Annotated in this window: 25 protein-coding genes; 15 read left to right on the top strand and 10 right to left on the bottom strand. The window is 72.2% G+C overall.

Annotated elements, in window-relative coordinates:
- Positions 1-73: 73 nt before the first annotated feature.
- Together Q0599_RS04370 and Q0599_RS04365 are read left to right on the top strand one after the other, a co-directional pair.
- Positions 74-637 carry an isochorismatase family protein gene (locus Q0599_RS04370; protein WP_298826231.1) on the top strand — a complete coding sequence of 188 codons (564 nt, stop codon included), beginning with the start codon at positions 74-76 and terminating at the stop codon, positions 635-637.
- Positions 621-1,649: a GlxA family transcriptional regulator gene (locus Q0599_RS04365; protein ID WP_298826228.1), complete on the top strand. Its 1,029-nt coding sequence runs from the start codon at positions 621-623 to the stop codon at positions 1,647-1,649. The genes Q0599_RS04370 and Q0599_RS04365 overlap by 17 nt, the downstream gene beginning before the upstream one ends.
- A gap of 17 nt (positions 1,650-1,666) precedes the next feature.
- On the opposite strand, the gene Q0599_RS04360 is transcribed toward Q0599_RS04365, so the two are convergent.
- Positions 1,667-4,105 carry a cation-translocating P-type ATPase gene (locus Q0599_RS04360; RefSeq protein ID WP_298826226.1) on the bottom strand — a complete coding sequence of 813 codons (2,439 nt, stop codon included), beginning with the start codon at positions 4,103-4,105 and terminating at the stop codon, positions 1,667-1,669.
- An 84-nt stretch (positions 4,106-4,189) separates the two neighbouring features.
- Here Q0599_RS04360 and Q0599_RS04355 point away from each other — a divergent pair, with 84 nt between their 5' ends.
- Genes Q0599_RS04355 through Q0599_RS04335 form a run of 5 tightly spaced genes read left to right on the top strand, consistent with a single transcriptional unit; the run spans position 4,190 to position 8,692 of the window.
- Positions 4,190-5,473 carry an efflux RND transporter periplasmic adaptor subunit gene (locus tag Q0599_RS04355; RefSeq protein ID WP_298826224.1) on the top strand — a complete coding sequence of 428 codons (1,284 nt, stop codon included), beginning with the start codon at positions 4,190-4,192 and terminating at the stop codon, positions 5,471-5,473.
- A 9-nt stretch (positions 5,474-5,482) separates the two neighbouring features.
- A complete protein-coding gene (locus Q0599_RS04350) occupies positions 5,483-6,721 on the top strand; it encodes an FtsX-like permease family protein (protein WP_298826221.1) in 1,239 nt (412 codons plus the stop codon).
- Positions 6,722-6,726: 5 nt separating this feature from the next.
- Positions 6,727-7,428: an ABC transporter ATP-binding protein gene (locus Q0599_RS04345; protein WP_298826478.1), complete on the top strand. Its 702-nt coding sequence runs from the start codon at positions 6,727-6,729 to the stop codon at positions 7,426-7,428.
- 55 nt (positions 7,429-7,483) lie between these two features.
- The gene (locus Q0599_RS04340) at positions 7,484-7,801 is read left to right on the top strand and encodes a hypothetical protein (protein WP_298826219.1); all 318 of its coding nucleotides are present in this window, start codon (positions 7,484-7,486) and stop codon (positions 7,799-7,801) included.
- A 3-nt stretch (positions 7,802-7,804) separates the two neighbouring features.
- The gene (locus tag Q0599_RS04335) at positions 7,805-8,692 is read left to right on the top strand and encodes an acyltransferase (protein ID WP_298826217.1); all 888 of its coding nucleotides are present in this window, start codon (positions 7,805-7,807) and stop codon (positions 8,690-8,692) included.
- A 37-nt stretch (positions 8,693-8,729) separates the two neighbouring features.
- On the opposite strand, the gene Q0599_RS04330 is transcribed toward Q0599_RS04335, so the two are convergent.
- Positions 8,730-9,545 carry an SDR family oxidoreductase gene (locus Q0599_RS04330; protein WP_298826215.1) on the bottom strand — a complete coding sequence of 272 codons (816 nt, stop codon included), beginning with the start codon at positions 9,543-9,545 and terminating at the stop codon, positions 8,730-8,732.
- 128 nt (positions 9,546-9,673) lie between these two features.
- Between Q0599_RS04330 and Q0599_RS04325 the strand changes: the two genes are divergently transcribed.
- Genes Q0599_RS04325 through Q0599_RS04315 form a run of 3 tightly spaced genes read left to right on the top strand, consistent with a single transcriptional unit; the run spans position 9,674 to position 12,156 of the window.
- Positions 9,674-10,054: a c-type cytochrome gene (locus Q0599_RS04325; protein WP_298826212.1), complete on the top strand. Its 381-nt coding sequence runs from the start codon at positions 9,674-9,676 to the stop codon at positions 10,052-10,054.
- Between the two features lie 51 nt (positions 10,055-10,105).
- A complete protein-coding gene (locus Q0599_RS04320; protein WP_298826211.1) occupies positions 10,106-11,179 on the top strand; it encodes a thioredoxin fold domain-containing protein in 1,074 nt (357 codons plus the stop codon).
- A gap of 26 nt (positions 11,180-11,205) precedes the next feature.
- Positions 11,206-12,156: an alpha/beta hydrolase gene (locus Q0599_RS04315; protein ID WP_298826208.1), complete on the top strand. Its 951-nt coding sequence runs from the start codon at positions 11,206-11,208 to the stop codon at positions 12,154-12,156.
- A 66-nt stretch (positions 12,157-12,222) separates the two neighbouring features.
- On the opposite strand, the gene Q0599_RS04310 is transcribed toward Q0599_RS04315, so the two are convergent.
- From Q0599_RS04310 to Q0599_RS04290, 5 genes are all read right to left on the bottom strand, one after another.
- Positions 12,223-12,954, bottom strand: coding sequence for a glutathione S-transferase (locus Q0599_RS04310; RefSeq protein ID WP_298826206.1), 732 nt, complete (start codon positions 12,952-12,954; stop codon positions 12,223-12,225).
- A gap of 55 nt (positions 12,955-13,009) precedes the next feature.
- Positions 13,010-13,807 carry an SPOR domain-containing protein gene (locus tag Q0599_RS04305; protein WP_298826204.1) on the bottom strand — a complete coding sequence of 266 codons (798 nt, stop codon included), beginning with the start codon at positions 13,805-13,807 and terminating at the stop codon, positions 13,010-13,012.
- 12 nt (positions 13,808-13,819) lie between these two features.
- Entirely contained in the window at positions 13,820-14,869 is a 1,050-nt protein-coding gene (locus tag Q0599_RS04300) for a hypothetical protein (protein ID WP_298826202.1), read from the bottom strand.
- Positions 14,870-14,987: 118 nt separating this feature from the next.
- Entirely contained in the window at positions 14,988-16,898 is a 1,911-nt protein-coding gene (locus Q0599_RS04295; RefSeq protein ID WP_298826200.1) for a tetratricopeptide repeat-containing diguanylate cyclase, read from the bottom strand.
- A gap of 125 nt (positions 16,899-17,023) precedes the next feature.
- Positions 17,024-17,755, bottom strand: coding sequence for an MBL fold metallo-hydrolase (locus Q0599_RS04290; RefSeq protein ID WP_298826198.1), 732 nt, complete (start codon positions 17,753-17,755; stop codon positions 17,024-17,026).
- A gap of 102 nt (positions 17,756-17,857) precedes the next feature.
- Here Q0599_RS04290 and Q0599_RS04285 point away from each other — a divergent pair, with 102 nt between their 5' ends.
- Together Q0599_RS04285 and Q0599_RS04280 are read left to right on the top strand one after the other, a co-directional pair.
- The gene (locus tag Q0599_RS04285; protein WP_298826196.1) at positions 17,858-18,439 is read left to right on the top strand and encodes a sigma-70 family RNA polymerase sigma factor; all 582 of its coding nucleotides are present in this window, start codon (positions 17,858-17,860) and stop codon (positions 18,437-18,439) included.
- Positions 18,436-18,996, top strand: coding sequence for a hypothetical protein (locus tag Q0599_RS04280; protein ID WP_298826194.1), 561 nt, complete (start codon positions 18,436-18,438; stop codon positions 18,994-18,996). Before Q0599_RS04285 ends, Q0599_RS04280 begins: the two co-directional genes overlap by 4 nt.
- A 35-nt stretch (positions 18,997-19,031) precedes the next feature.
- On the opposite strand, the gene dbpA is transcribed toward Q0599_RS04280, so the two are convergent.
- On the bottom strand, positions 19,032-20,441 hold the full coding sequence (gene dbpA, locus Q0599_RS04275) for an ATP-dependent RNA helicase DbpA (RefSeq protein WP_298826191.1): 1,410 nt from the start codon (positions 20,439-20,441) through the stop codon (positions 19,032-19,034).
- A gap of 151 nt (positions 20,442-20,592) precedes the next feature.
- Between dbpA and Q0599_RS04270 the strand changes: the two genes are divergently transcribed.
- The 3 genes from Q0599_RS04270 (at position 20,593) to Q0599_RS04260 (ending at position 25,125) form a co-directional block, all read left to right on the top strand.
- Positions 20,593-22,050, top strand: a complete 1,458-nt coding sequence (locus tag Q0599_RS04270; RefSeq protein WP_298826189.1) for a nodulation protein NfeD — start codon at positions 20,593-20,595, stop codon at positions 22,048-22,050.
- Positions 22,047-22,826, top strand: coding sequence for a slipin family protein (locus tag Q0599_RS04265; RefSeq protein ID WP_298826186.1), 780 nt, complete (start codon positions 22,047-22,049; stop codon positions 22,824-22,826). Before Q0599_RS04270 ends, Q0599_RS04265 begins: the two co-directional genes overlap by 4 nt.
- A gap of 61 nt (positions 22,827-22,887) precedes the next feature.
- Positions 22,888-25,125, top strand: coding sequence for a helicase-related protein (locus Q0599_RS04260; RefSeq protein WP_298826184.1), 2,238 nt, complete (start codon positions 22,888-22,890; stop codon positions 25,123-25,125).
- A 7-nt stretch (positions 25,126-25,132) separates the two neighbouring features.
- On the opposite strand, the gene Q0599_RS04255 is transcribed toward Q0599_RS04260, so the two are convergent.
- The gene (locus Q0599_RS04255; RefSeq protein ID WP_298826182.1) at positions 25,133-25,405 is read right to left on the bottom strand and encodes a hypothetical protein; all 273 of its coding nucleotides are present in this window, start codon (positions 25,403-25,405) and stop codon (positions 25,133-25,135) included.
- A gap of 25 nt (positions 25,406-25,430) precedes the next feature.
- Positions 25,431-25,772: a hypothetical protein gene (locus Q0599_RS04250; RefSeq protein WP_298826180.1), complete on the bottom strand. Its 342-nt coding sequence runs from the start codon at positions 25,770-25,772 to the stop codon at positions 25,431-25,433.
- Between the last annotated feature and the right edge of the window lie 92 nt (positions 25,773-25,864).

The following is a 25,864-nucleotide window of genomic DNA, read 5'->3' as shown; positions in this document are numbered from 1 at the left end:
CTGATCGCGTGGCGCCGCCTCGGCGGTCGGTGCATCCTGCATGCACTGCAACCCGTCCGACAAGGAGCCCTCCATGCGCAGCGCACTGCTGGTCATCGACGTTCAGCAATCCTTCACCCACCGCCCGTACTTCTGCGCGGACGGGCTACCCGCCTTCCTGGCCGCGCAGAACCGCCTGATCGAACACTTCGAGGCGAAGGGCCTGCCGATCGTGCGCGTGTTCCACGTCTCGCCCGACGGCGAGGCGAGCGACCCCTTCGCGACCGCCAGCGGCCTGGTCAGGCCGCTCGAGGGCCTGCGCGGCTTCACGCCTGCGCTCGAGGTGCGCAAGACGCGCCACAGCGCGCTGGTCGGCACCGGCCTGGACGTCTGGCTCACGCAGCAGGGCATCGGCGAGTTGGTGATCAGCGGCATCCGCACCGAGCAGTGCTGCGAGACCACCGCGCGCCATGCCAGCGACCTGGGCTGGAAGGTCGTGTTCGTGCCCGAGGCCACGCTCACCTTCGACATGACGCTGCCCGACGGCGCTCCGTTCCGCGCCGCCGACATCCGTGCGCGCACGGCCAGCGTGCTGCAGGGCCGCTTCGCCCGCGTGCTGAGCGTGGACGACACTCTCGCACATGTCCGCGCCGATTGACGTCTTCTTCGTGCTGCCGCGCGGCAGCCTGATCCTCGACTGGGCCGGGCCGGCCGAAGCGCTGCGCTTCGCCAACACCGAGCTGCCGGCGCGTCGGCCGGCGTTCCGCCTGCACTTCGTGGCGCCCGCGAGCGAGTCCGAGAGTTCGGTGGGCGCCACCGTCGCCGGCCTGGCGCCGCTGCCCGAGCGCATCGAGGCGCCAGCTTGGGTGGTGCTGGTCGGGCGCACGTCCACGGCGCAGCGCCGCGACGACGACAAGGAGGACCGCCTCGTCATCGACTGGCTGCGCCGCGTTCAGCCGGGGCAGCGCGGCGTGCGCCTCGTGACCGTGTGCTCGGGCGCGCTGCTCGCCGCCTCGGCCGGCCTGTTCGCGCGCCGGCGCGCGACGACGCACCACGGCGACCTCGACGAGCTGGCGCGGCGCGCGCCCGACGCCATCGTCGTGCCCGATCGCGTGTTCGTGCAGGACGACGACACCTGGTCCAGCGCCGGCGTCACCGCGGGCATCGACCTCGCCCTGCACCTCGTCGCCGAGCAATGCGGCCCGCTGGTGGCGGCGCGCGTGGCGCAGCGCATGGCGGTGGCCCTTCGCCGCGGACCCGACGACCCGCAGCTCTCGCCCTTTCTGGCGCATCGCCAGCACTTCAACGCGCGGCTGCACCGCGTGCAGGACGCGGTGTCGCGCGCGCCACGCGAGCCCTGGGACGTCGCGCGCATGGCCGAGGTGGCCCACGCCACGCCGCGCACGCTGACACGCCTGTTCGGCGAGCACGCCGGCGTCACGCCGCTGGGCTACCTGCGCGGCATTCGCCTTGCGCTGGCGCGCACCGCGCTCGAAGCCGGCAGCACGGTGACCGCCGCGGCCGAGGCGGCGGGCTTTCACTCCGACCTGCAGTTGCGCCGCGCCTGGCATGCCTGCGGCATGCCAGGGTCACCGGGCGGGCTCCAGTCGGCGCGCCCGCGCCGGCCCGCGCCGCGGCGTCGCCAGCAGGGCGTGACTGGCGCGGCCTAGCGCGAGCAGGGCGGCGCTCAGCCGCGCAGGCGCAGCCGCTTCGCCGTTTCCAGCACCGCCAGCACGGCCAGCGCCAGCAGCGCCGCCGCCCCGAAGGACCAGGCCGGCGGCAGCGCGAAGGCGAACTGCGTGCGCAGCGGCGGCACCGCCAGCACCAGCGCGAGCATCGCCGCCGTGGCAGCGAGCATGCGCCAGAGCATGGGATTGGGCCGTCGCAGCGAGGCGAGCAGCGCGCCGTCGAAGGCGCGGTTGGACAGGATCAGCGCGCCGTTGCAGGCCACCAGCGCGACGAAGGCCGCGGCGCGCGACGCGGCCTCGCCGAGCTGCATCTGCAGCAGCGCGGCGTGGAAGCCAGCCACCGTGGCGAGCACCAGCGCGCCCTGCGCCAGCGCGGCGGCGATCATCGCGGGCGAGAACAGCGGCGCGCCCGGATCGCGCGGTGGCCGCCGCATCACGTCCGCCTCCTCGGGCTCGGCCTCGAAGACGATCGAGCACACCGGGTCGATCACCAGTTCGAGGAAGGCGATGTGCAGCGGCGTGAAGAGCAGCGGCGTGCCGAACAGCAGCGGCAGCAGCGCGAGCCCGGCGATCGGCACGTGCACCGCGAAGACGAAGCGCATCGCCTTGCGCAGGTTGTCGTGGATGCGCCGGCCCAGGCGCACCGCGCGCACGATCGAGCCGAAGTCGTCATCGAGCAGCACCAGCGACGCCGCCTCCCGCGCCACGTCGGTGCCGCGGCTGCCCATCGCCACGCCGATGTGCGCCGCCTTCAGCGAGGGCGCGTCGTTGACGCCGTCGCCGGTCATCGCGACCACCTCGCCGCACGCCTTCAGCGCCTCGACCAGTTGCAGCTTCTCCTCGGGCCGCACGCGCGCGTGCACGGCATCGGCGGCGATGCCTGCCTGCGCGGCAATGGCGTGCGCCGTGGCGGGGTGGTCGCCGGTGATCATCAGCACGCGGATGCCGGCCTCGCGGCACTCCTGCACGGCCGCCGGCACGCCCTGGCGCAGCGGGTCGGCCAGCGCCACGAGGCCGAGCCAGTGCAGCTCGAAGCCGCTCGGCGTCGCGGGCCAGGCATCGCCGCCGGCCGTGCCGCCCGCCACCGCCAGCACGCGCAGTCCGCGCGCCGCCATGCGCTGCGCCTCCTCCTGCCAGGCGGCGAGCTCCTGCGGCGCGAGGCGGCACAGCACCGCCACGGCCTCGGGCGCGCCCTTCACCGCCACCACGGACTCGATCGCCCCCGGCGCGCGCCAGGCGTGCGTCATCGCCATGCAGTCGGGGGCCAGGCCGTACTCGCGCACGAGCGCCCAGTCGGCATGCCGCCGCGGCGCCGGCAGCTTCTCGCGCGCCAGCGTCTCGAAGGCGCGGTCCATCGGGTCGAAGGGCTTGCGTTCGCTGGCCAGCAGGCCGTACTCGGCAAGGCAGTGGAAGGCCTCGGGCAGCGCCGCCTCGTCGGCCTGCCAGCGCCGCAGCCCCTGCGCATCGGCCGCGACGAGCGCCGCCACCGCCATGCGGTTCTCGGTCAGCGTGCCGGTCTTGTCGGTGCACAGCACGGTGGCCGCGCCCAGCGCCTCGATGGTCGCGGCGCGGCGGGTCAGTACGCGCTGGCGCGCCAGGCGCCAGGCGCCGGTGGCCATGAAGACGGTGAGGATGAGCAGGAACTCCTGCGGCAGCATCGACATCGCCAGCGTGATGCCGGCGAGCAGCCCGGCGAGCCAGTCGCCGCGCAGCAGCCCGTAGAGCAGTACGGCGGCCGCGCTGACGGCCAGTCCCAGCGCCGAGAACAGCCGCACCAGGGCCCGTGTCTGCCTCTGCAGTGGCGTGGGTGCGGGCTCGAGGGCGACGAGGGCCTTGCCGATGCGGCCGATCTCGCTGGCCGCACCGGTGGCCGTGGCGCACGCCAGGCCCTGGCCGCTGACGAGCAGCGTGCCGGCATAGACGCAGCCCGTCGCGTCTTCGGCAACCGCCTTGGCCACCGGCATCGACTCGCCGCTGAGCAGCGACTCGTCGGCCTGCAGGTCGTGCGCCGACAGCAGCTGCGCATCGGCGGGCACGCGGTCGCCTTCGGCGAGCATGAGCAGGTCGCCGCGCACCACCTCGCGCCCGGCGATGCGCTGAGGTACGCCGTCGCGCAGCACCAGCGCCCGCGGGCTGCTCAGGTCGCGCAACGCCTCCAGCGCGCGCTCGGTGCGGTGCTCCTGCGCGATGCTGATCGCCGCGATCATCACGACGAAGGCCGACAGCATGGACGCCTCGCCCAGGTCGCCGATCAGCAGATAGAGCAGGCAGGCCGCGGCCAGCAGCTGGAACATCGGCTCGCGCGCCACTTCCAGCGCGATGCGCAGCGGCGTGCGCCGCCGCGGCGGCGACAGCTCGTTCGCGCCGTCCTCGCGCAGCCGGCGGTCCGCCTCGGCCTGCGTGAGGCCGGTCGGGGGAGGAGGCGGAGCGTCGACCATCTGCCGCGCATTGTCGCGGTGCCCCGCCCGCCGCTTGTTGGGCTGTGTCAGCCCGCTGCCATGCGTCGGTGGAACAATGCGCCGATGTCCCGCCGTGCCCTCGCCCTTTTCGTTCTCCTCGCCGCCGCGCTGGCCGCTCTCGTCGCCTGGGCGGCGACACGTCCGCCGGCCGTGCCGGCACTGGCCGTGCAGGCGCGCCCGCTGGTGCGTTCGCTGATCTTCTCGGCACGCGTGGCCAGTGCCTCGCGCGTCGAGCTGGGCAGCACGCTGACCGGCCGCGTCGAGCAGGTGCTGGTGCGCGAGGGCGCGAGCGTGAAGCCCGGCGAGCTTCTGCTTCGCCTGGAGAGCGACGAATTGCGCGCGGCGCTCGCCCAGGCCCGCGCCAGCGAACGCCAGGCCGCGGCGCGACTGGCCGGGCTGAAGAGCAGCGGCCGCAGCGCCGTGCAGGCGGGTGTGGCGCAGGCCGACTCGGTGCTGCAGGCGGCGCGCGCCGACCTGCAGCGCACGCAGGACCTGGTGGCGCGCGGCTTCCTCAGCGAAGCGCGGCTCGACGAGACGAAGCGTGCGGTGGCCGTCGCCGAAGCGCAGCGAGACAACGCCCTGGCACAGGCGCAGGCCAACGCCGACCAGGGCACCGACGTGGCGCAGGCACAGGCGCAGCTGGCGCTGGCGCAGGCGGCGGTGGCGGCGGCGCGGGCCAAGCTGGAGCAGGCGGCGATCGTCGCGCCCAGCGAAGCGCGCGTGCTGCTGCGCAGCGTCGAGCCGGGGCAGATCGTGCAGCCGGGCCGCGCGCTGCTCACGCTCGCGCTGGCCAGCCCGGTGGAGCTGGTCGGCCAGGTCGACGAGCGCTACCTCGAGCAGCTGCGCGTCGGCCAGGCGGCCCGCGTGCGCGCCGACGCCTACCCGCAGCAGGACTTTGCCGCACAGGTGCGCAGCATCGCGCCGGTGGTCGACGCGCAGCGCGGCGCCGTCGAGGTGAAGTTGGCGCTGCCGCAGGCCGCCCCGGCGTTCCTGCGCGAGGACATGACGCTGTCGGTCGAGGTGGAGACCGGCCGGCGCGAGAGCGCGCTGGTGGTGCCGATGGACGCGCTCGACGGCGAGCGCGAGAGCGGCGCGGCGACGCTGCGCGTGGTGCGCGACGGCCGCGTCGAGTCGCGCCGCGTCCGCCTCGGCATGACCACGTTCGACGCCGCCGAGGTGGTGGAGGGCCTGGCCGCCGGCGAGATGGTGCTGCTCGGCGCCGCGCCCGCGCCCGGCGCGCGCGTGCGGCCCGACGTCAGCGCCGCTGCCGCGCAACGTGCCGCCAACGGCGGCAGGGCTTCGGGCGAGGACGTCGGCTCGGCGCTCGGCAACGCCATGGGCCGCTGACGCCACGCCATGCGCATCGGTCTCGGCTTCGAGTGGCAGGTGGCGCTGCGCTTCCTGCGCGAGGGTCGCATGCAGACGCTGCTCATCATCGTCGGCGTGGCCGCCGGCGTCGCGGTGGTGGCCTACATCTCGGCGCTGATCAGCGGCCTGCAGCGCAACACGCTGGAGAAGACGCTCGGCGCGCAGGCGCATGTGACGCTGTCCGCGCAGGACGACGCGGTGCTGCCCGCCGCGCCGCCGGCCTCCGGCACCACCGCGGCGGTGCAGACGCAGCCGCGTTCGCAGCGGCCGCGCTCGATCGTCAACTGGCAGGCGTTGGTGCCGGTGCTGGAGGCGATGCCGGCGGTGTCGGCCGTCTCGCCGATGGTCTCCGGCGCCGGCCTGGCGCTGCGCGGCGACGCCTCCAAGTCGATCGCGCTGGTCGGCGTGGAGCTCGACCGCTACGACCGCATCGTCGGCCTGCGCGGCAAGGTGGTCGAGGGCGAGGCGCGACTCGGCCCGGGCGAGGGCATCCTCGGCCGCGACCTCGCCGCCGACCTTGGCGTGCGCGTCGGCGACCGCGTCGGCGTGGTGGTCGCCAGCAGCAGCGGCAACGTCGGCGACTCGCTGCGTGTCACCGCGCTGGTCGACCTCGGCGTGCGCGAGCTGAATCGCCGCACGGTGATCGTGCCGCTGCGGGCCGCGCAGAGCCTGGTCGGCCTGCCCGGCGGCGCCACCCACCTCGACCTCTCGCTGGCCGACGTCTGGTCGGCCTCGTCGCTGGCCGTCGAGCTGTCGCAGCGCTATCCGTACAAGGTGGAGAGCTGGCAGCAACTCAACGCGCAGCTCGTCTCCGCGCTCAACGCGCAATCGGTCAGCACGACGCTGATCCGCGGCGTGGTGATGATCGTCGTCGTGCTCGGCATTGCCAGCGTGCTGGTGGTGTCGGTGGTGCAGAAGCGCCGCGAGATCGGCATCCTGCGCGCGATGGGCGCCACCCGGGGCCAGATCCTGCGCGTCTTCCTGCTGCAGGGCGCGATCGTCGGTGCGGTCGGTTCGGTGCTCGGCGTGCTGCTCGCGGTGGCGCTGATCTGGGCCTTCACGCACTTCGTGCGCGGCTCCGACGGGCTGCCGCTTTTCTCGATCGGTCTCGCGCCCGCGCTCGCGCTGCGCATCGCGGCGCTGGCCACGCTCGCCGGTGTGCTCGCGGCGGTGGCGCCGGCGCGGCGCGCGGCAGCGCTCGATCCGGCGCAGGCGATCCGCCTGTGAACGAGATGAACGGGCCGCTGATCGCGCTCGAAGGCGTGCGCAAGCGCTACAACGTCGGTCGACCCAACGAGGCCGAGGTGCTGCACGGCGTGTCGTTCACGCTGGCCCGCGGCGAGTTCGCCGCCTTGATCGGCCCTTCGGGCTCGGGCAAGAGCACGCTGCTGAACATCATCGGCCTGCTCGAGCCGATGAGCGGCGGCAGCTACCGCATCCAGGGCGAGGAGGTCGGCGGCCTCGACGACGCCGGCCTGACGCTGCGCCGTCGCTCGGCGCTGGGCTTCGTGTTCCAGTTCCACCACCTGCTGCCCGCCTTCAGCGCGCTGGAGAACGTGACCCTGCCGGCGCTGATGCGCGACGGGCGCGTCTCGCGGGCACAGCGCGAGCATGCCGGCGAGGTGCTCGCCGCGATGGGGCTGGCCGCGGCGCTGCACAAGCGCCCGGGCGAGCTCAGCGGCGGCATGCAGCAGCGTGTGGCGATCGCACGCGCGCTGGTGACGAGGCCGCCGCTGGTGCTGGCCGACGAGCCCACCGGCAATCTCGACCGCCATTCGTCGGACGAGGTGTTTGCGCTGATGCGCACGATGCACGCCGAGCTGGGCACCTCGTTCCTGATCGTCACCCACGATCCGCGGCTGGCCGAGCGCTGCGACCGCGTCATCGAGCTGGTCGACGGGCGCATCGAGCGCGACCAGCCACACGGGTCTTGATCCAGCGCAGCGCACGGCGCTGGATGACCGGCCTTCGGTGGGCGACACTCGCGGCATGACGATCCGCTCCGTACTGGCCGCCACTGCGCTGAGTGGCCTGGCGGCCTTGCATGTCCCGGCCTGCGCCGCCGACGGCGCGCGCTTGGCCGCCGACCACGGCTGTCTGAACTGCCATGGCGTGCGCACCCACCCTTCGGAGGCTCCCTTGCTGGAGGACCTGTCCGCCAAGCTGGCGCGCCGGGGCGACGGCGACGCGGCGCTCAGGCATGCGCTCGAGGAGATGCGCGAGAAGGGCACGGTCCACACGCACGCCTTCGTGACCGACGAATCGGCGCTGGCCATCCTGCGCTGGCTGGCGCAGGGCGCGAAGTAACCGATGCTCGCGCGGCTGGCGGCGCCGCTGCGCGGCGCGATCACCGGGGCGCTGCTCGGCCTGAACACGGTGGCGGTGTTCTCGCTGATGGTGCCGCCGGCGCTGCTCAAGCTGCTCGTGCCCGCGCACGCGGTGCGCAGCGCCTGCGACCATGCACTGAACGCGCTGGCCTCGCGCTGGGTGGCCAACAACAACGCCTGGCTGGCCGCGGTGAACCCCGCCGCGGTGTGGGACGTGCAGGGCGTCGAGGGCCTGCACCCGCGCGGCTGGTACCTGGTGTCGAGCAACCACCAGAGCTGGGTCGACATCCTGGTGCTGCAGCGCGTGTTCCACGGCCACATTCCGTTCCTGAAGTTCTTCCTCAAGGCCGAGTTGATCTGGGTGCCGGTGATCGGCCTGGCCTGGTGGGCGCTGGACTTCCCGTTCATGAAGCGAGGCCGCGGCCACGGCGCGCGCCACAGCGACCTGAAGACCACGCGCGACGCCTGCGAGAAGTTCAAGCGCATCCCGACGACGGTGATGAACTTCGTCGAGGGCACGCGCTTCACACCTGCCAAGCACGCGGCGCAAAGCAGCCCCTACCGCCACCTGCTCAAGCCGAAGATCGGCGGCCTGGGCATCGCGCTGGCGACCATGGGCGAGCAGTTCGAGGCCTTGCTCGACGTGACCATCGTCTACCCCCACGGCGCGCCGACCTTCTGGCACCTGCTGCGCGGCGACATCGACGCGATCACGGTGCGAGTGCAGCAGCGCGAGATTCCGGCCGGGGTGCTCGGCGGCGATCCGGTGGGCGACAAGGCCTACCGGCAGCGGGTCGGGTCCTGGGTCGATGCGCAGTGGTCACAGAAGGACGGCCTGATCGACGAACTGCTGAAGCAGCCCCAGGCATAGGGCGCGGCGGGAGCGACGCGCCCGCCCGCTGCCTCGCTCAATGCGGACCGTGGCCGATGAACGCGTCCATGCTGCCGGTGATGCCGAAGAAGGCCAGCACGGCGTCGAACGCGCGCGGCGGCAGGGCGCGTACGAGCAGCGTGGCGAGCAGGAAGCGCGGCATCAGCAGGCGCCGGCAATCCGTCTCGATGGCGCGCACGATGCGCCGCGCCACGTCGTCCGGTGCCAGGATCGGCAGCAGCCACGCGAAGCGTGTCCTGGCGCCGCGGAACATGCCGGTGTCGATGTAGTAGGGGCAGACGATGGTGGTGACGACCCGCGAGCCCCGGTGCCCGAGCTCCAGCCGCAACGACTCGTCGAAGCCGACCACCGCGAACTTGCTGGCCGAATAGTCGGCCAGCCGAGGCACACCCGCCAGGCCGGCGGCCGAGGCGATGTTGACCACATGGCCGGAGCCTCGCGCCAGCATGCCCGGCAGGAAGGCGCGCGTCGTGCTGAACAGCGCCAGCGTGTTGACGCGGAAGGTGCGCTCGATCTCGTCGTCCGAGCTGTCGAGCAGCCACTTGCCGTTGACGATGCCGGCGTTGTTGATGAGCACGTCCACCGGCCCGCATTCCTGCAGCACGCGCTCGGCAGCGGCATGGATGGCCTCGCGCCGCGCGAGATCGCAGACGTAGGCCTGCACGCTCGCGCCCTGCGCCGCCAGTTCGGCGCGCAGTCCGTCGAGTCGCGACGAGTCCAGGTCCCACAGGATGAGGCGGGCACCGCGGGCGGCGATCCTGATCGCCATCAGCCGGCCGATCCCGCTGGCAGCGCCGGTGATCAGGACGTTCTTTCCTACCAGGTCGGTCATGCGGGGCAGGCCCTTTCATGGTGGGGAAGGTCCGCATCGTGCACGCCCCCGCGCCGGCGAGCTTAACCCTCGTCAAGCCGCGGTCACGACGGTGGCATAAGCTGTCGCCGGTCTCGAGGAGAGGTCGAATGCGAATCCCGCCCGGTGCCGCCGCCGCGCTTGCCATCGCCGCCACGTCAGTCCATGCGACCCCGGCGGAATACGGTCAGGCCATGCTCAAGCTGGCCACCGAGCGAGGCTGCATGACCTGTCACACCATCCTGCCGGCGCCCAAGCGGGCCGACGGCCTGCCCCCCATCGCGCCGGCCTGGCGCGACATCGCGATCAAGTACCGGGACGACCCGGGCGCATCGCAGCGGCTCACGCGCACGGTCATGACCGGTTCGGATCCGAAGGCCAGGCACTGGGTCGGCAAGGTCAGCGACGTGACGATGCCCTCCAACAGCACCGTGGTCACCGAGCGCGAGGCGCGTGCGCTCGTCAACTGGCTGCTCGTCCTGGTGCCCTGAGCATCGGGCCTGCGATCGCCGCTCGACGGCCGGGAAAGGGAAAGGACCGCGATGGACACGACTCTTCATCGGGCGCGGCTGCACGGGCGCTCGCGGCTGCGGGGCTGCTTCGACGGCTGGCGCGCCGGGCTGGCCCTGGCCGCCGCTCTGCTGATCACCGGGCCGGCGCCGGCGCAGGGGATCGCCTCGCCGCACGCCATCGACATCCCGCGCTGGTTCTCCAACAGCCTGCTCGACTTCAAGGACGAGATCCCCGAGGCGGCGCGCGAGGGCAAGCGCGTGATGGTCTACTTCGGCCAGGACGGCTGCCCCTACTGCAAGGCGCTGATGAAGGCCAATTTCGGCCCCGGCTCGATCACCGACCGGACGCGCCGGCACTTCGTCGCCATCGCCATCAACATCTGGGGCGATGCCGAGGTCACCTGGATCGACGGCAGCAAGACCACCGAGAAGGAACTCGCGCGCCGGCTGAAGGTGCAGTTCACGCCGACGCTGCTGTTCTTCGAGACCGACGCCACGCTCGTGCTGCGCCTGAACGGCTACCAGCCACCCGAGCGCTTCACCCATGTGCTGGACTACGTGATCCAGCGCCGCGACCGCGAGCTGTCGCTGGCCGAGTACCTGAGCACGCAACTCAGGGAGCCCGAGGTTCCCGTGCGCGGACCGCGCCCCTACCTGATGCGCGACCCCGCCCACCTGGCGCGCGCCGGTCGCGGCCGGCCGCTGGCGGTGTTGTTCGAGTCGCCCGCCTGCAAGCACTGCGTCGAGATGCATGCGGAGGCCTTCACGCGCGAGCCGCTGCGCCGGCTGCTGCGTGGCATCGACGTGGCACGGCTCGTGCCCGGTGCGCCGGCGACGCTGGTCACGCCGGACGGCCGCCGCATCGACGCGAGCGCCTGGGCGCGCGACCTGGGCATCAATCTGTACCCGACCGTGGTGTTCTTCGACGCGCAGGGCCGCGAGGTCTTCCGCTTCGACGGCTACATGCGGCCGTTCCACATCGAGAGCGCGTTCGACTACGTCGTCAGCGGCGCCCATGCGCGCGAGCCGCAATTCCAGCGCTTCGTGCAGTCGCGCGCCGACAAGCTGCGCGAACAGGGCAAGCCGGTCGACTTGTGGCGCTGATCGCTAGCCGCTAGCCGCTGGCCGCCATGACGCGCTCGTGGGCGCTCGTCGGCTCGCTGCTGCTGGCTGCGGCGCTGCTGGCCGCCTGGACGGCCGCGGCGTTCCGGCGCGACATGCGTGCGCACGAGCAGCGCATCGCCAGCGGCAGCCGGCTGCTGCAGACGGCGTGCGGTCCCGTCGAGGTCGCCGAGGCGGGGCGTGCCGACGGCACGCCGCTGCTCGTCATCCATGGCAGCGGCGGCGGTTTCGACCAGGGCCTGACGCTGGGCGGCGACTACGCCGCTCGCGGCTTCCGGGTCATCGCGCCGTCGCGCTTCGGCTACCTGCGCACGCCCTTTCCGACCGATGCCTCGGGTGAGCGGCAGGCCGACCAGCTGGCCTGCCTGCTCGATGCGCTCGGCGTGGCCGACGCCGCCGTGATGGGCGTGTCCGCCGGCGCGATCTCGGCGCTGCACTTCGCCGTGCGCCATCCGCGGCGCACACGGGCACTGGTGCTGATGGTCCCGGCGGTCCATCGCCCCGACCCGGCGGTGCCCACGCCGGACTGGGCCCTGAGGCTGCTGGATGCGGTCATCGGTGCCGACCTGCCGTTCTGGCTGCTCGCCAGGGTGGCCCCCGATGCGATGCGCCGGCTGGTGCTGGCCACGCCGCCCGCAGCGTACGACAGCGCCAGCGCCGAAGAGAAGCGCCGGGCCGATACCGTGCTCGAGCAGATCATGCCGGTGAGCGCACGGCGCCTCGGCCTGCTCAACGACTCCCGACTGACCACCGGCGCCGCCCGGGTGGCGCTGGAGGACATCCGTGCGCCGACGCTGTGCATCAGTGCGCGCGACGACGGCTTCGGCACCTACGCCTCGGCACAGTACAGCGCGGCGCACATCCCCGGCGCGCGCTTCCTCGGCTTCGACCGCGGAGGCCACCTGCTGCTGGGGCATCAGGGCGAGGTGGTGGATGCGGTGCAGGCGCTGCTGCGCTGATCGGCCGCGTGCACGCCGGTGGCGGCCTGCGCCATGCGGATCACGCCCTGGACCGGACCCCGCTCGTCAGCCGACGTCGAGCTCGGGATACCGGCGGAAGAGGCCTTGCTCGTTGAACGGGATGCGCCGCTCGCTGTGCAGGTAGGCGGCCACCCGCGGCAGCGCGGCGACACGGTCGTGCAGTTGCACGAGCAGCGGCGTCGTCGCCAGCACCCGCTCCGACGCCTTCGGGAAGGCGTAGCGCAGGCCCTCGACCAGCTGGAACAGGGACAGATCGGCATAGCTCAGCTTGCCGCCGACCAGTTGCCGCGATCCGCCCGGGTTGCGCTCCAGGATGGCTTCGAACCATCGCAGGTACTTGGGCATGCGGGCCGTGCAGAACTCCCTGGCGCGCCGCAGCGCCTCGGGCTTCTGCTCCTCGTAGTACAGGCCCGGGCCGACAGGGTGGTGCGTGTCGTGCGCCTCCGACACCATGTCGGCAATGGTCAGCTGGATCTGTTGCGTCCAGAAGCGCGCCTGCTCGCTGCGCGCCACCAGCTTCAGCGCCGGGCCGAGGTACTGCAGGATGGCGGCGGTCTGGCCGACCAGAACCTCGCCGTCCTTCAGGAAGGGCGGCGCAAAGGGAGGATGCTTCACACCGGCGTCCTGCAGATGGTGAAGCATGGCCGGCACGCCCTGTCCCGCGTGTTCGGCGCCGCGTGCCACGTCGACATAGGGTGCGCCCGCGGCCTCGAGCGCCAGGCGCACGAATTCGCCGCGGCCCTGGATGGTCGGCCAGTAGTGGAGTTCGTAGCTCATGGGCAGCACTGTACGCGCCGTCCTCGGACGCGCTCGTGGCCTGGACCGTGATCCGTCAGCAGGATTCGCCGGTGGATCGGCAAGCCCAGAGATAGGCATCGGGCGCGACCGACGCACGCGCCTCGCGCAGGGCCTGCTGCGCGACCTCGCGCGAGGTCCAGGTCGCCATCATGACGCCGTAGAAAGGGTTGGCGCCGTAGGGCAGGTAGACGACGAAGTCGTACTTCGGGGCCTTGGCCTTGAGTCGGTTCATGAGCCGGATTGCCTCGTCCTCGGAGCCGGCCGAACCGACGATGACGAAGTACTTGTTCGAGTCATTGACGAAGCTCGGTGGGTCGCGCAGAAACTCGCTTTCCGCCGCGGACGGCGCCTGGGCGACAAGGGCGCCCAACCACTCCTGCGCGGCCGGCTCGATGCCGGGGGCCATCGCCAGCAGGATGCGGCCGCCCTCGCGGGGCCTGCTGCTGCGGATGCGGCTGTTGGTCCGCGCCACCTCAGACGGCCCTTCGACCGCGCGCGTCATCTCCTGCTCGGCGGCCTGAACGCGGGCGGCCTTGCCGTCGTCGCCGAGGCTGCCGTCGGCCCACACCACCTCGCAGTACGCGCGCAGCATGCGACGCGTGGTGACGTCGACGTCCGCCTTCGGATAGTCGTACTTCAGCGTCTGCAGGCGGATGGCGCGCAGGTCCGCGCCGGTGCCCGCCTGTCGGACGAGCTTCTCGATTGCGTCGCCGGCGTCGCGCGTGTCGCGCTTGACGATGCGTGATCCCGCCATCCCCATGCCTTCGCAGTCCTGCGCGGCGGCCAGGCCGTGCATCAGGGTGCACGAGAGCGCGATCAGCAGTGTCTTCATCGGGCAACTCCACTAGCGCCGGAACTTCTCGGCGATGCTGTCGAGCGTGGAAAACACCGGCTCGACGGCGTAGCCGGCGATGAAGGCCAGCGCCGCCGACGACAAGCCGATGTCGGTGACCACGCCGCCGAAGCCGATGACCACGCCGGCCAAGCCGCCCAGCGCCACCCGCACGAGGTGCCGGATCGGCGACGTCGCGGAGAAGGTGGTGTCCTTGATTTGATCTGAGATCAGGCGGACGACGTAGGCGCAGGCACCCATGATGCCGAGCACGATGGGCAGCAGCGTCGCGGTGATGACGCCGACGCCGACCTGCACATTGAGCCGGTCGCCGGCCACATCGGTGCGCGCGATCTCGTAGTTCCGGATGGCCTCGCGCACTTCCTTGATGTCACGAGCCTGCACGAAGTTGCCGGCGTCGAGGGTCCTCCCCAGTCCGAACACCAGCAGCTTGGTCATCATCAGATTCTTCTGCAGCAACTGGTCCAGCAGGTAGCCCTGCTGCTTCAGCCGTGCCTGGATCGAGGCGATGGCCGGCTTGTGGTTCTCCGGGGCGGACGCGAAATCCCTGGCGCCGATCGCCGCCTCGAGCTGGTCCGTCTCGGCGCGCAGCTTCTCGGTCAGCTCGTCGTTCTGGGCAATGAGGTTCTGCACGTCGCTGCTGAGGCTGGTGGTGGTCGAGACGAGGAAGCCGAGCACCACGCTGACGCCGAGCAGGAAGAGCAGCAGGTAGAGGTAGCGCGTGGCAGTGCGCCGTGAGGGCGACACGGACTTCTTGCTGCCTAACAGCGCGGCCCACTTCGACGGCGGTGCCGCGGCCACGGTGGTCATCAGGGTGTCCACGGTCGCGGGCTTGACGAGTTCGCACAGTGAGTTGAAGGCGCACCAGAAATCGGTCGCGCGCTCCTCATCCCAGGTGTTCGCCTGCTGTGCGTCGAGGGCGCCGCAGATGGTGGCGACGGTGGCACGGGGCAGTTCCTTGACGTTCTCCGCTGCGTAACGAAGCAGGATCTCGGCGGTCGCCAGGGCCTGCGTCTCGCTGGGCAACATGGAGCGGGGCATCAACATCCTCCCAGCGGCTCGGGCTGTCTGGCGCACCGGCGGAACCCGGACATCCGATGTCTCGGGCTACGCTAACGAGGACGGCCAGACGTGTCAACCGCCGTGCGGCGCCGCTCGCTCAGGGCCGCGTGCCCTGCCAAGCCGCCTGCGGCGGCGCATCGGAGGCTGCGGCCACCGCGTCCTCGACCACCGGCCCGTCGTCGCCCGGCGACCAGCGCACGCAGTTGCGGCCGCCGCGCTTGGCCTCGTAGAGCGCCTCGTCGGCACGGCGCAGGATCGCGGCCAGGTCGTCGCGGCGCGCAAAGGTGGTGACACCGATGCTGATGGTCACCCCGCGGTCGGGCAGCCACTTGGAGGCGTCGAGCGCGGCCACGGCCCGGCGCGCCTGCTCGGCGACCTGCAGCGACGTCGCATGTCCGGTACGCGGCAGCACGACGACGAATTCCTCGCCGCCCAGGCGACCGATCTCGGCGCCCGCCGGCACGGCCGCGCGCAGGGTGGCGGCGACGGCGCGCAGCACCTCGTCGCCCACCGGATGGCCGTGGTCGTCGTTGATCGCCTTGAAGTGATCGATGTCGGCAATCAGCAGCGCGCCCGCCGTCCCGTTCGCGACCAGCGCCTCCAGGCGCGACAGCACGTGGCGGCGGTTGCGCAGCTGGGTCAGCTCGTCGGTCATCGCCAGCCCGTGCATGCGCGAGCTGGCGCGGCGATGCCGCAGCACCAGCACGGACAGCACGGCGACCAGCACGCCGGCAAGCACGAGCGACACGGTGCGCAGCCGATTGGCACGCTGCGCCTGAACGAGGGCCTGCTCGGTGGCGGCGTTCTCGCGCTTCAGCGCCTCGTTCTCGCGCTGCGTCACCGCGGTCTCGAAGTCGACCCGGAGGCTGGCGAAGCGCTCCTCGATCTGGCGTTTCAGCAACTCGTCGGAGGCCGCCTTGAACGACTTGGCGTGCTCGAAGGCGGTCTTGAAGTCGCCGAGCGCGGCGTAGGTCGCCGCCAGCTCGCCGCGCGTGGCGGTGGCCTCGGTGCGCGAGTCGGCGGCGTTGAAGACCGCGAGCGACTCGGACAAGGCCGCGAGGCTCTCCGCCGGCCGATGCAGCAGTCGCAGTGCGATGCCTCTTTGCAGCCCAATCTGCGCCCGCAGCCGTGCGTCGGGCGCCTTGTCGATCAGCGCGGCGGCGGCCGTGGCATGCCGCAGTGCGGCGGCGCCATCGCCGTCGGCATTGCTGACGCTCGCCAGCCCGCGCAGCGCATAGGCCTGGCCGCGCGGGTAGCCGAGCTGCTCGCTGAGCGACAGCGCCGCGGCGAACGAGGCGCGCGCCGCCGCCCGATCGCCGAGGTTCTCCAGCGCACGGCCAAGATTGTGGTGGGTCACTGCCTGCTCGCGCACCAGGCCCGCGCTGCGCTGCGCGGCGAGTGCTTCCTCGAAGTGGCGGCGCGCCTGCCGGGCATCGCCCATGCGGTCATAGAGCAGCGCCACCGAGAGCAGCGTGTTCAGGCCCTCCTCGGTCTTGCGCAGGCGATCGAAGAGGTCGCTGGCGCGCCGCAGATCCGCCAGGCCCGCCGCCAGCTCGCCGCGCACGCCGCGCAGGTAGCCGCGCTGGTAGAGCGCGTTGGCGAGCACCTCGTCGTCGCGGGCCTTCTCGGCGACGTCCACGGCACGCTCGTAGAGCGTCATTGCCTGCGCGGTGTCGCCGGCGAGTTCGCGCAGGTCGCCTTCGCAGCCGAGCAACTGCGCCGCCAATGCCGCACGGGTGGTGCGCGCCAGCAGCGCCTGGCCGGCGCCGAGGTGCCGTTCGGCGGCGGCGCGGTCGCGCTCGGCGAAGTAGTCGCAGAGCTGGATCTGCGCCATCACCTCCAGATCGGGGTCGGGACGCTTGGCCAGTTCGGCGAGCGCCTGCTCGGCGAGCGCCCGGCTGCGCGCGGGATCGTTGCGCATCGCGGCCCGGCTCTGCTCGACGAGTGCCTTCGCCGGCGACTCGTCGGCCAGCGCCGGCCCCGCGACGACGGCAAGGGCGAAGGACAACGATCGAATGAACGCAAGCAGGCCTGGTCTCATGGCACCCGGGTGGCACGCGGGGAGTGCGCCCCCGGATTGTGCCTGTCCGTCGCGGGCCGGCCGGGGCGACCCGGTGGCGCCCGCCGCGCCGCTCAGCGCGGGACGCCGACCGCCTCCGCCAGGTGCCGCAGCAGCGCACCGCCATCGCCACGCCAGGCGCTGCCATGCATGCAGGCCAGCGTGCGCGGCTGCTGACGTGCCAGGCGCGCCAGCGTGGCCGCCGTCTGCGGGGCATGCGTGTAGTAGTCCATCGGCTGGCGGAACGCTTCGCTCGGGCCGAGGATGTCGCCTTCGCTCAGCGCCTGTTCGCCGTGGCCCGGCTGGGTGAACAGGTCGCCGCAGAAGAAGGTGCTGGTCAGCACGTCCATCATCAGGCCGCAATCCCAGCCATGCGGCACGTGCGGCGTGTCGAACCACTGCAGCGTGTGCCGACCCAGCGCCAGCCGCTCACCGTCGGCCATGGCGCGCGGCGGCCGGTCGGCGAGGTCGCCGATCGACACCATCGCGGCGATCTGGCCGCACAGTGGAACGGCCGCCGGCGCGGCGCCTAGCAGCAGATTGAGCGATCCGCACTCGTCCGCCTCGACATGCGACAGACCCACGTAGCGCAGGCGCTCGAGGGGCATGACCGAGGCGATGGCCTCGCTGACGGCCCCGAACAGCTGGCGCGGTCCGGTGTGGAACAGCAGCGGTTCGTCGTCGACCAGCAGGTACTGGTTGAAGCTGAAGCCCTGCCCGTCGGGGAAGTCGATCGGGGTGTTGATGCGGTAGATGCCCTCGGCGATCTCGTGGATGTTGGTGCCGGTATGCGGGTTGGTGATCATCGGAATGCCTCGTGGTGAAGAGTGGATGGCTGCAGGTTGTGGCGCCACGGCGGCTGGCGTTACACACTTCTTTCCGGCGCTGGTCATGGTTAAGCTTGCGCCATGGAAGCCCTGGACGCCTCCGTTGACGAGAGCCCCGAGGTGCGGGCGGCGCGGCGCATCGCCGCAGCGGCGCCCGGCGAGGCGCGCGATGCCGAGGCCGAGCTCTACCGGCTGCTCGCGCCGCGCGCCCGGCGCTACGGACTGCGCCACCTGCGCGATGAGCATGCCGCGGCCGACCTGATGCAGCAGGTCATGGCACTGACCATCGAGCAGCTGCGCAGCGGACAGCTGCGCGAGCCGCAGCGCGTGCTGTCCTTCGTGCTCGGCGCGTGCAGGCTTACGGTGATGGACCAGCGCCGCGGCGAACGCCGGCGCGAAGACCTGCTGGAGCGCTATGCCGCCGACCTTCCGCTGGCCGACATCCACATCGCGCCGCGGCTGGACCACCAGCGTGTCGCCGACTGTCTCGAGCGCCTGCCGGAGCGCGAACGCTCAGTGCTGGTGATGAGCTTCTACGACGACCAGTCCTCCGACGCGGTGGCGCAGCAGCTCGGCCTGTCGGCCGGCAACGTGCGCGTCATCCGCCACCGCGGCATCGACAAGCTCCGGCGCTGCGTCGACGCCGGCAGGAGCGTGCCATGAGCACCACGCCGAACCATCCGTCCGTCGAACAGCTGCTGGACTACTGGCTGGACGACGGCGATGCCGCCAGCACCGATGCGGTGGACGAGCATCTGATGCAGTGCGAGGCCTGCGGTGCGCTGCTCGACGGGCTGATCGCGCTGGGCGACGGCGTGCGGGCCGCCTTCCGTGCCGGCGCGGTCTCGGCGATGACGAGCGACGCCTTCGTGCGGCGTCTGGCCACTCAGGGCCTGCAGGTGCGCGAGTACCGACTGCCGCACAACGGCAGCGTGAATTGCGCCGTGGCGCCCGGCGACGAACTGCTGGTGGCGCATCTCGAGGCGCCGCTGCAGGGGGTGGCGCGGCTCGACGCCGTGCTCGAGTTGTCGACCGAGCCCGGCGTGCGGCACGCGCTGCACGACATCCCCTTCGATGCGCACAGCGGCGAGGTGCTCTACATGCCGAAGCTCGCCGAGGTGCGGCGCCTGCCGGCCCACACCGCGCAGCTCACGCTGCTTGCGGTGGAGCCCGGGGGCCAGCGCGAAGTCGGGCGCTACACCTTCCGCCATCTTGTGTAGAAGGGTGGTCCGCCGGCGACCGCACCCCCGCCGCCCTACAGTTCCAGCAGACGGACCTTGACGCTTCGCCCCTTCACCTTCCCCACCGACAGCTTCGCGAGCGCCGAAGTCGCAATGCCTGCCGCCACCGCCACGTAGGTGGAGAACTCGTTGACGCTGATCTTGCCGATCTGCGCGCCGGCGAATCCCATGTCCTTGGTCAGCGCGCCCAGCACGTCGCCTGCGCGGATCTTCTCTTTGCGGCCGCCGGCGATCTGCAGCGTGCGCATCGGCGGCTGCAGCGGCGGCTCGTTCGCGCGCTCGAGGTCCTCGAGCTTGCCCCACTCGGAGCTGAAGCCGAGCGCCTGCTCGATCTGTCCGACGCGGCCCATCTCGTCCATGCTGGCCAGACTGAAGGCCCAGCCTTCGGCGTCGACGCGGCCGGTGCGGCCGATGCGGTGGGTGTGCGTGGCCGGATCGGGCGAGATGTCGACGTTGACCACCGCCTCGAGCTGGGCGATGTCCAGCCCGCGCGCGGCGATGTCGGTGGCCACCAGCACGCTGCAGCTGCGGTTGGCGAAGCGCACCATCACCTGGTCGCGTTCGCGCTGGTCCAGCTCGCCGTGCAGCTCCAGCGCGGCGAAGCCCTGCGCGCGCAGCACCTGCACCAGGTCGCGGCACTGCTGGCGGGTGTTGCAGAAGGCCAGCGTACTCACCGGCCGGTAGTGGTTCAGCAGCTGCGACACGGCATGCAGCCGCTGCTCATCGCGCACCTCGAAGAACCGCTGCCGGATCTTCGTGGCGGCATGCTGTGCGAGCAGCTTCACTTCCTTGGGCTGGCGCATGAAGGCGGCGCTCAGCCTGGCGATGCCTTCCGGATAGGTGGCGGAGAAGAGCAGTGTCTGGCGCGGCGTCGGACACTGCGTCGCCACCGTCGCGATGTCGTCGAAGAAGCCCATGTCGAGCATGCGATCGGCCTCGTCGAGCACCAGCGTGTTCAGCGCGTCGAGCGTCAGGCTGCCGCGCCGCAGGTGGTCGAGGATGCGGCCGGGCGTGCCCACCACGATGTGCGCGCCATGCTCCAGGCTGGCGAGTTGCGGGCGCAGGGTGCTGCCGCCGCACAGCGTGAGTACCTTGACGTGGTCCTCGGCGCGTGCCAGCCGCCGCACCTCCTGCGCCACCTGCTCGGCCAACTCGCGTGTCGGGCACAGCACCAGCGCCTGCACGGCGAAGCGGCGCGGGTTCAGGTTGGCCAGCAGCGCCAGCGCGAAGGCGGCGGTCTTGCCGCTGCCCGTCTTGGCCTGGGCGATGAGGTCGTGGCCTGCCAGCGCCAAGGGCAGGCTGGCCGCCTGGATCGGCGTCATCGCGGCGTAGCCCAGGCGCTGCAGGTTCGCGAGCGTGGGCGGGGGCAGCGGCAGGCTGCCGAACGCCGGGCCGGCGTCGGCGGTCTCGGGGAGGGTGCTCATGCCGGATTATCGGAGCCTCGCGGGCCGTGCCGTGCCAGACTGACGGAAATCGGAGTGCCCGCCGCACCGCCGCCGGGAACGTCTCGTGGGGCGGGTCGATCTCATGAGGGCCGACCGGCCGGGGCGGGCGCGATCGGCGCGAGGAACCGACATGACATCTGCACGCAGGATTGCCGAAGCCGTCTTCCCCACGCAGTGGCTGTCCGCGCGCCTGCGCGGCATCGGCGTCGCCCTGTTCATGGCCCTGGTGGCGCCGGCCGCCGGTGCCGCGTCGGTGATGGTGCTCGAGGTGCGCGACGCCATCGGCCCGGCGAGTGCGGACTACATGATCCGCGGCATGGCCAAGGCCGCCGAGGCGGGCGCCGCCGCGGTGGTGATCGAGCTCGACACGCCGGGCGGGCTGGACAGCTCGATGCGCAAGATCATCCAGGCCATGCTGGCGTCGCCGGTGCCGGTGGTGATGTACGTCAGCCCCGAGGGCGCGCGTGCGGCCAGCGCCGGCACCTATCTGCTGCAGGCCGCGCATGTCGCCGCGATGGCGCCGGCCACCACGCTGGGCGCGGCCACGCCGGTGGCGATCGGCCTGCCCGGTGCCGACCGCAGACCGGCCGGCGACGACCGGCGCAGTCCGCCCGCCGACGATGCCCAGCGCAAGGACGGCGGCGACGCCGCCCGGACCCCGCCACCGCTGGGCGGCGCCGACGCGATGACGGCCAAGCAGGTGCACGACGCTGCCGCCTTCATGCGCGGCCTGGCCCAGCAGCGCGGGCGAAATGCCGAGTGGGCCGAGCGCGCCGTGCGCGAGGCCGTCAGCCTCACCGCCGGCGAGGCGCTTCGCGAGAAGGTGATCGACATCGTCGCCGCCGATCGCGCCGACCTGCTGGCGCAACTCGACGGACGCAGCGTGCACACCCACCATGGCGCGCTCACCCTGTCCACGCGCGGCGCCGGCGTCGTCGTCGTGCCGCCGGACTGGCGGCAGCGCCTGCTCTCGGTGATCGCCAACCCCAGCTTCGCGCTGATCCTGATGATGATCGGCATCTATGGCCTGCTGTTCGAGTTCTCGTCGCCGGGCTTCGGCGTGCCGGGCACGGTGGGCGCCATCTGCCTGCTGCTGGCGCTGTTCGCGCTGCAGCTGCTGCCGGTCAACTACGCAGGGCTGGCGCTGATCCTGCTCGGCATCGCGCTGCTCGCCGCCGAGGTCGTGACGCCGACGTTCGGCGTGCTCGGCGTCGGCGGCGTGGTCGCCTTCGTCGCCGGCGGCCTGCTGCTGTTCGATCGCGACATCCCGGGCTTCGGGGTGCCGTTGTGGCTGATCCTCGGCCTGGCGGCCAGTTCGGCCGTGCTCGTGCTGCTGGGCGGCGGCATGGCGCTGCGCGCCCGCCGGCGCCCGGTGGTCAGCGGGCGCGAGGAGATGATCGGAGCGCAGGGTGTGGTGCTGTCGGTCGACGACGGCGGTGCCTGGGCCGAGGTGCAGGGCGAGCGCTGGAAGGTGAAGAGCTCCGAGCCGCTGGCGGCGGGGCAGCGCGTGCGCGTGGCCGGCCTGCAGGGCCTGACGCTCGACGTGCGCGGCGACACGAACACAACCCCGAAAGGAGACGCATCATGATCTTCGACCTCAACCTCGGGCTCGGCGGCCTGCTCGTGCCGTTGCTGCTCGTGCTGCTGGCCAGCTCGCTGCGCATCCTGCGCGAATACCAGCGCGGCGTGGTGTTCCAGCTCGGGCGCTTCTGGAAGGTCAAGGGCCCGGGGCTGGTGATCGTCGTGCCGGGCATCCAGCAGATGGTCAGGGTGGACCTGCGCGTCGTCACCATGGACGTCGAGCCACAGGACGTGATCTCGCGCGACAACGTCTCGGTCAAGGTGAATGCGGTGGTGTTCTTCCGCGTCGTCGATCCGCAGAGGGCGATCATCCACGTCGAGGACTACCTGATGGCCACCAGCCAGCTGGCGCAGACGACGCTGCGCGTGGTGCTCGGCAAGCACGAGCTCGACGAGATGCTCGCCGAGCGCGAGCGCCTCAACCTGGACGTGCAGCAGATCCTCGACGCGCAGACCGACGCCTGGGGCATCAAGGTCACCAACGTGGAGATCAAGCACATCGACCTGAACGAGTCGATGGTGCGGGCGATCGCGCGCCAGGCCGAGGCCGAGCGCGAGCGCCGCGCCAAGGTGATCCACGCCGAAGGCGAGAAGCAGGCCGCGACGGCGCTGCTCGAGGCCGCGCAGATGCTGGCGCGGCAGCCCGAGGCCATGCAGCTGCGCTACCTGCAGACGATGACGCAGGTGGCAGGCGATCGCGCCTCGACGGTGGTGCTGCCGCTGCCGCTCGATCTGCTCGGTCGCCTGCTCGATCGGTCCGGCCGGGGCGACGGCCCCGATTGAGCTGCGCCAAGGGCGGGGCAGCCGGTCGCGCTAGAGTCGCAGGCTGCCCCGCCTGCCCTCGATGAGCGCCTCCGAAAACCACCCGCTGCCCAACCCGCGCCACGCGCAGCGCATCCCGCCGCACCTGGGCCGGGCGCAGATCGAGCGCATCCGCCGCGCCGCCTACCTGCTGCCGCAGGTGGTGACGCCGGCCGACTACAGCGACGAGACGGACGCGCAGGCCGGACCGCAGCTCGACCGCCTGGGCCTGGTGCTGCTGCAGAAGTCCGCTGCCGGCGCGCGCCCGAGTCGCTGGATCGCTCCCGAGTGGATGGACAGCGCGCTCGCCCACCTCGATGCCGTGGGCAGCGGCAGTGGCGCCCTGCCGCAGATGCTGGAGCGCCGCGCCGCGCTGGAGGCGCAGGGCGTGCTGCGCATCGCCGGCCAGTTCGTGCGCCAGGTGTCGCAGGCCCTCGCCGTGCCGGTGCCCGAGGCGGCACCATGGGCCGTCGACGTCGCCTACCAGGTGCCGGTGGATGCCGAACTGGCCTGGGCCTTCCACCGCAGCGGCGATCTCGCCGCGCTGCGCGCCGCGCTGGGTGCGCCGCCCCCGCTGGCGCACGCCGACGAGATCCGTGCGCATCTGGCTGCGCTGGTGGCGCGCAGCCACGCCTACCAGCCGCGGCGGCTCGATTCGCTGCTGCCGCGCCTGCAGGTCGAGTGTGCCGTGCCCCTGCCGCTGGCCGCGCTGAAGGCCGCCTGCACACAGGCGCAGGACCGCTGGGAGCAGCGTGTCACCGAACTCGCCACGCTGGAAGGGCTGACACACCTGCTCGCCTTCCAGCGCTATCCCGACAGCTTCGAGACGGCGCGCCACCTGCAGCGCAGCGTCACGCTCTACATCGGTCCGCCGAACAGCGGCAAGACGCACGCCGCCTTCGAGCGCCTGTCGCAAGCGATGGACGGCGCCTACCTCGCGCCGCTGCGCCTGCTCGCGCTCGAAGGGCGCGATCGGCTGGTGGCGCGTGGCGTGCCCTGCTCGCTGCTCACCGGCGAGGAGAACGTGCCGGCGGACCAGGCACGCGTGGTGTCGAGCACCATCGAGATGGTGAACACGCGGCGCGCCATCGACGTGGCGGTGATCGACGAGGCGCAGATGCTGTTCGACGTGTCGCGCGGCTGGGCCTGGACGCAGGCCATCGTCGGCGTGCCGGCCAACGAGGTGATCGTGATCTGCTCGGAGTACGCCGCGCCGGCGATCGAGAAGCTGCTCGGTCTGTGCGGGGAGCGCTGCGCGGTGCGCCGCTTCGAGCGCAAGCAGCATGTGCAACTGCTCGCACGCCCGGTGCCGCTGGCCGCGCTGCAGCTCGGCGACGCGGTGGTCGCCTTCAGCCGCCGCGACGTGCTGATGCTGCGCGACCAGATCGCGGCCGCCGGCCACCCGGTCTCGGTGATCTACGGCGCGCTGCCGCCGGAGGTGCGCCGCCGCGAGGCGGAGCGTTTTGCCGGCGGCGAGTCGCACATCCTGGTGGCCACCGACGCCATCGGCATGGGCCTGAACCTGCCAATCCGCCGCGTGCTCTTCAGCGCGCTGGAGAAGTTCGACGGCGAGGCCGACCGGCCGCTGGAGGAGACCGAGGTGCACCAGATCGCCGGCCGCGCCGGCCGCTTCGGCATGCACGAGGAGGGCTTCGCAGGCGTGCTCGACACCGCCGAGCCGAACGCGGCACGCGAGCTGCGCGAGCTGATGACGCGCCAGCCGAAGGCGCCGCGCGGCTTCAAGGCGCCGGTGGCGCCCAACCCCTGGCACGTGGAGACCATCGCCAGCCGCCTGGGCCGCACGCGGCTGCGCGAGGTGCTCGGCGTGTTCGTCGACCAGCTGCGTCTGGACGACGCACATTTCCAGGTCGCCGAGCTCGACCAGATGCTGCTGCTCGCCGAGCAACTCGACGACAGCGCCGCGCGGCTGCCGCTGCAGCAGCGCTTCATCTATGCGCAGGCCCCCGTGGACACGCGCACCGACACGCAGCTGCAGGAGTTCCTCGGCTGGGCCAATGCGCATGCCCTGACCGGCCGTGCCGGCCGGCCCTGGTTCCTCGACGAGGTCGACGCCCACAGCCGGCTCGACCGCATGGAGATGGCGCTGCGCGCCTGCACGCTGTGGCTGTGGCTGGACCTGCGCTTCCCCGGCGTCTACGGTCATGTCGACGAGGTGCAGGCGCTGCGCAGCGCGCTCAACGACGGCATCGAGCGCCAGCTCGGGGGAAAGCGGCCGCTGGCGCAGATGCGCCGCGGCATGCGGCGTGTCGGCGCGCGTTGAGCGGCGTTCAGAAGGTCGGCGGCTGTTCCGAGTCGAAGGGCTCCTGCGCGTAGGTGACGCTGCCGGCGTCCGGCACCGTGACCTCGGCGACGTTGTCCGGCACGATCGGGACCTCGGGCGAGATCTGCGGCATCGGCGCGACGACGGTGGCATCGCTGTGCACGGCGAGGCCGAGCAGCGCGATCAGCAGCGTGACGGCGACGATGGCCGCCGGCACGAGCCACCAATGCGGATCGAAGTCTTCGTGCGACGGGTGGGCTGCGTGGCGTTGCGGGTTCATGGCGGGCTCCTTCGTGGTCTGGGGTTCAGTCGGCGACGACGTGGACGCGCTTCATGCCGAGCGCGGCAAGCTGCAACGCCGCCTCGGTGGACAGGCGCGCATCGGGGCCGGTGACGAACACCGGCGCCTCGTTGTCGAGACCGAGCGTGATCTGCTGCACCTGCGCGCTGGCGACGGCGAAGTCGACGCTGAGCGCGTCGCAGCACTCGACGTCGACCCACAAGCTGCGGCCGGGCAGCGTCCGGTCGATGTGCTCGGCCTGCGCTCGCGTGGCCAGCAGGAGCGGCGAGCCGGCCGGCTCGACCTCGCCGCCGCCGCAGGCGGCGAGCGCGAGTGCGAGCGCGGCGGTCCAGGGGGCGTGGTTCATGATGGCTTCCTTTCTTCGCGCGGCGCAGTCCGGTCGGGCTGCGTGAAGCAAATCTAGGAAGCGAAGACCCGCGGCGCGATGCCGCGACCATG

The sequence above is a fragment of the uncultured Piscinibacter sp. genome (assembly GCF_937952055.1).
Lineage (GTDB): Bacteria > Pseudomonadota > Gammaproteobacteria > Burkholderiales > Burkholderiaceae_C > Piscinibacter.
Note: the sequence above shows the minus strand (reverse complement) of the source record. Positions and strands in the feature narration are given on the sequence as shown.

Excerpts from the sequence above, each read along its gene's own strand:
- Q0599_RS04370 (WP_298826231.1), top strand. The coding sequence starts at position 74 with ATGCGCAGCGCACTGCTGGTCATCGACGTTCAGCAATCCTTCACCCAC.
- Q0599_RS04365 (WP_298826228.1), top strand. The coding sequence starts at position 621 with ATGTCCGCGCCGATTGACGTCTTCTTCGTGCTGCCGCGCGGCAGCCTG.
- Q0599_RS04360 (WP_298826226.1), bottom strand. The coding sequence starts at position 4,105 with ATGGTCGACGCTCCGCCTCCTCCCCCGACCGGCCTCACGCAGGCCGAG.
- Q0599_RS04355 (WP_298826224.1), top strand. The coding sequence starts at position 4,190 with ATGTCCCGCCGTGCCCTCGCCCTTTTCGTTCTCCTCGCCGCCGCGCTG.
- Q0599_RS04350 (WP_298826221.1), top strand. The coding sequence starts at position 5,483 with ATGCGCATCGGTCTCGGCTTCGAGTGGCAGGTGGCGCTGCGCTTCCTG.
- Q0599_RS04345 (WP_298826478.1), top strand. The coding sequence starts at position 6,727 with ATGAACGGGCCGCTGATCGCGCTCGAAGGCGTGCGCAAGCGCTACAAC.
- Q0599_RS04340 (WP_298826219.1), top strand. The coding sequence starts at position 7,484 with ATGACGATCCGCTCCGTACTGGCCGCCACTGCGCTGAGTGGCCTGGCG.
- Q0599_RS04335 (WP_298826217.1), top strand. The coding sequence starts at position 7,805 with ATGCTCGCGCGGCTGGCGGCGCCGCTGCGCGGCGCGATCACCGGGGCG.
- Q0599_RS04330 (WP_298826215.1), bottom strand. The coding sequence starts at position 9,545 with ATGACCGACCTGGTAGGAAAGAACGTCCTGATCACCGGCGCTGCCAGC.
- Q0599_RS04325 (WP_298826212.1), top strand. The coding sequence starts at position 9,674 with ATGCGAATCCCGCCCGGTGCCGCCGCCGCGCTTGCCATCGCCGCCACG.
- Q0599_RS04320 (WP_298826211.1), top strand. The coding sequence starts at position 10,106 with ATGGACACGACTCTTCATCGGGCGCGGCTGCACGGGCGCTCGCGGCTG.
- Q0599_RS04315 (WP_298826208.1), top strand. The coding sequence starts at position 11,206 with ATGACGCGCTCGTGGGCGCTCGTCGGCTCGCTGCTGCTGGCTGCGGCG.
- Q0599_RS04310 (WP_298826206.1), bottom strand. The coding sequence starts at position 12,954 with ATGAGCTACGAACTCCACTACTGGCCGACCATCCAGGGCCGCGGCGAA.
- Q0599_RS04305 (WP_298826204.1), bottom strand. The coding sequence starts at position 13,807 with ATGAAGACACTGCTGATCGCGCTCTCGTGCACCCTGATGCACGGCCTG.
- Q0599_RS04300 (WP_298826202.1), bottom strand. The coding sequence starts at position 14,869 with ATGCCCCGCTCCATGTTGCCCAGCGAGACGCAGGCCCTGGCGACCGCC.
- Q0599_RS04290 (WP_298826198.1), bottom strand. The coding sequence starts at position 17,755 with ATGATCACCAACCCGCATACCGGCACCAACATCCACGAGATCGCCGAG.
- Q0599_RS04285 (WP_298826196.1), top strand. The coding sequence starts at position 17,858 with ATGGAAGCCCTGGACGCCTCCGTTGACGAGAGCCCCGAGGTGCGGGCG.
- Q0599_RS04280 (WP_298826194.1), top strand. The coding sequence starts at position 18,436 with ATGAGCACCACGCCGAACCATCCGTCCGTCGAACAGCTGCTGGACTAC.
- dbpA (WP_298826191.1), bottom strand. The coding sequence starts at position 20,441 with ATGAGCACCCTCCCCGAGACCGCCGACGCCGGCCCGGCGTTCGGCAGC.
- Q0599_RS04270 (WP_298826189.1), top strand. The coding sequence starts at position 20,593 with ATGACATCTGCACGCAGGATTGCCGAAGCCGTCTTCCCCACGCAGTGG.
- Q0599_RS04265 (WP_298826186.1), top strand. The coding sequence starts at position 22,047 with ATGATCTTCGACCTCAACCTCGGGCTCGGCGGCCTGCTCGTGCCGTTG.
- Q0599_RS04260 (WP_298826184.1), top strand. The coding sequence starts at position 22,888 with ATGAGCGCCTCCGAAAACCACCCGCTGCCCAACCCGCGCCACGCGCAG.
- Q0599_RS04255 (WP_298826182.1), bottom strand. The coding sequence starts at position 25,405 with ATGAACCCGCAACGCCACGCAGCCCACCCGTCGCACGAAGACTTCGAT.
- Q0599_RS04250 (WP_298826180.1), bottom strand. The coding sequence starts at position 25,772 with ATGAACCACGCCCCCTGGACCGCCGCGCTCGCACTCGCGCTCGCCGCC.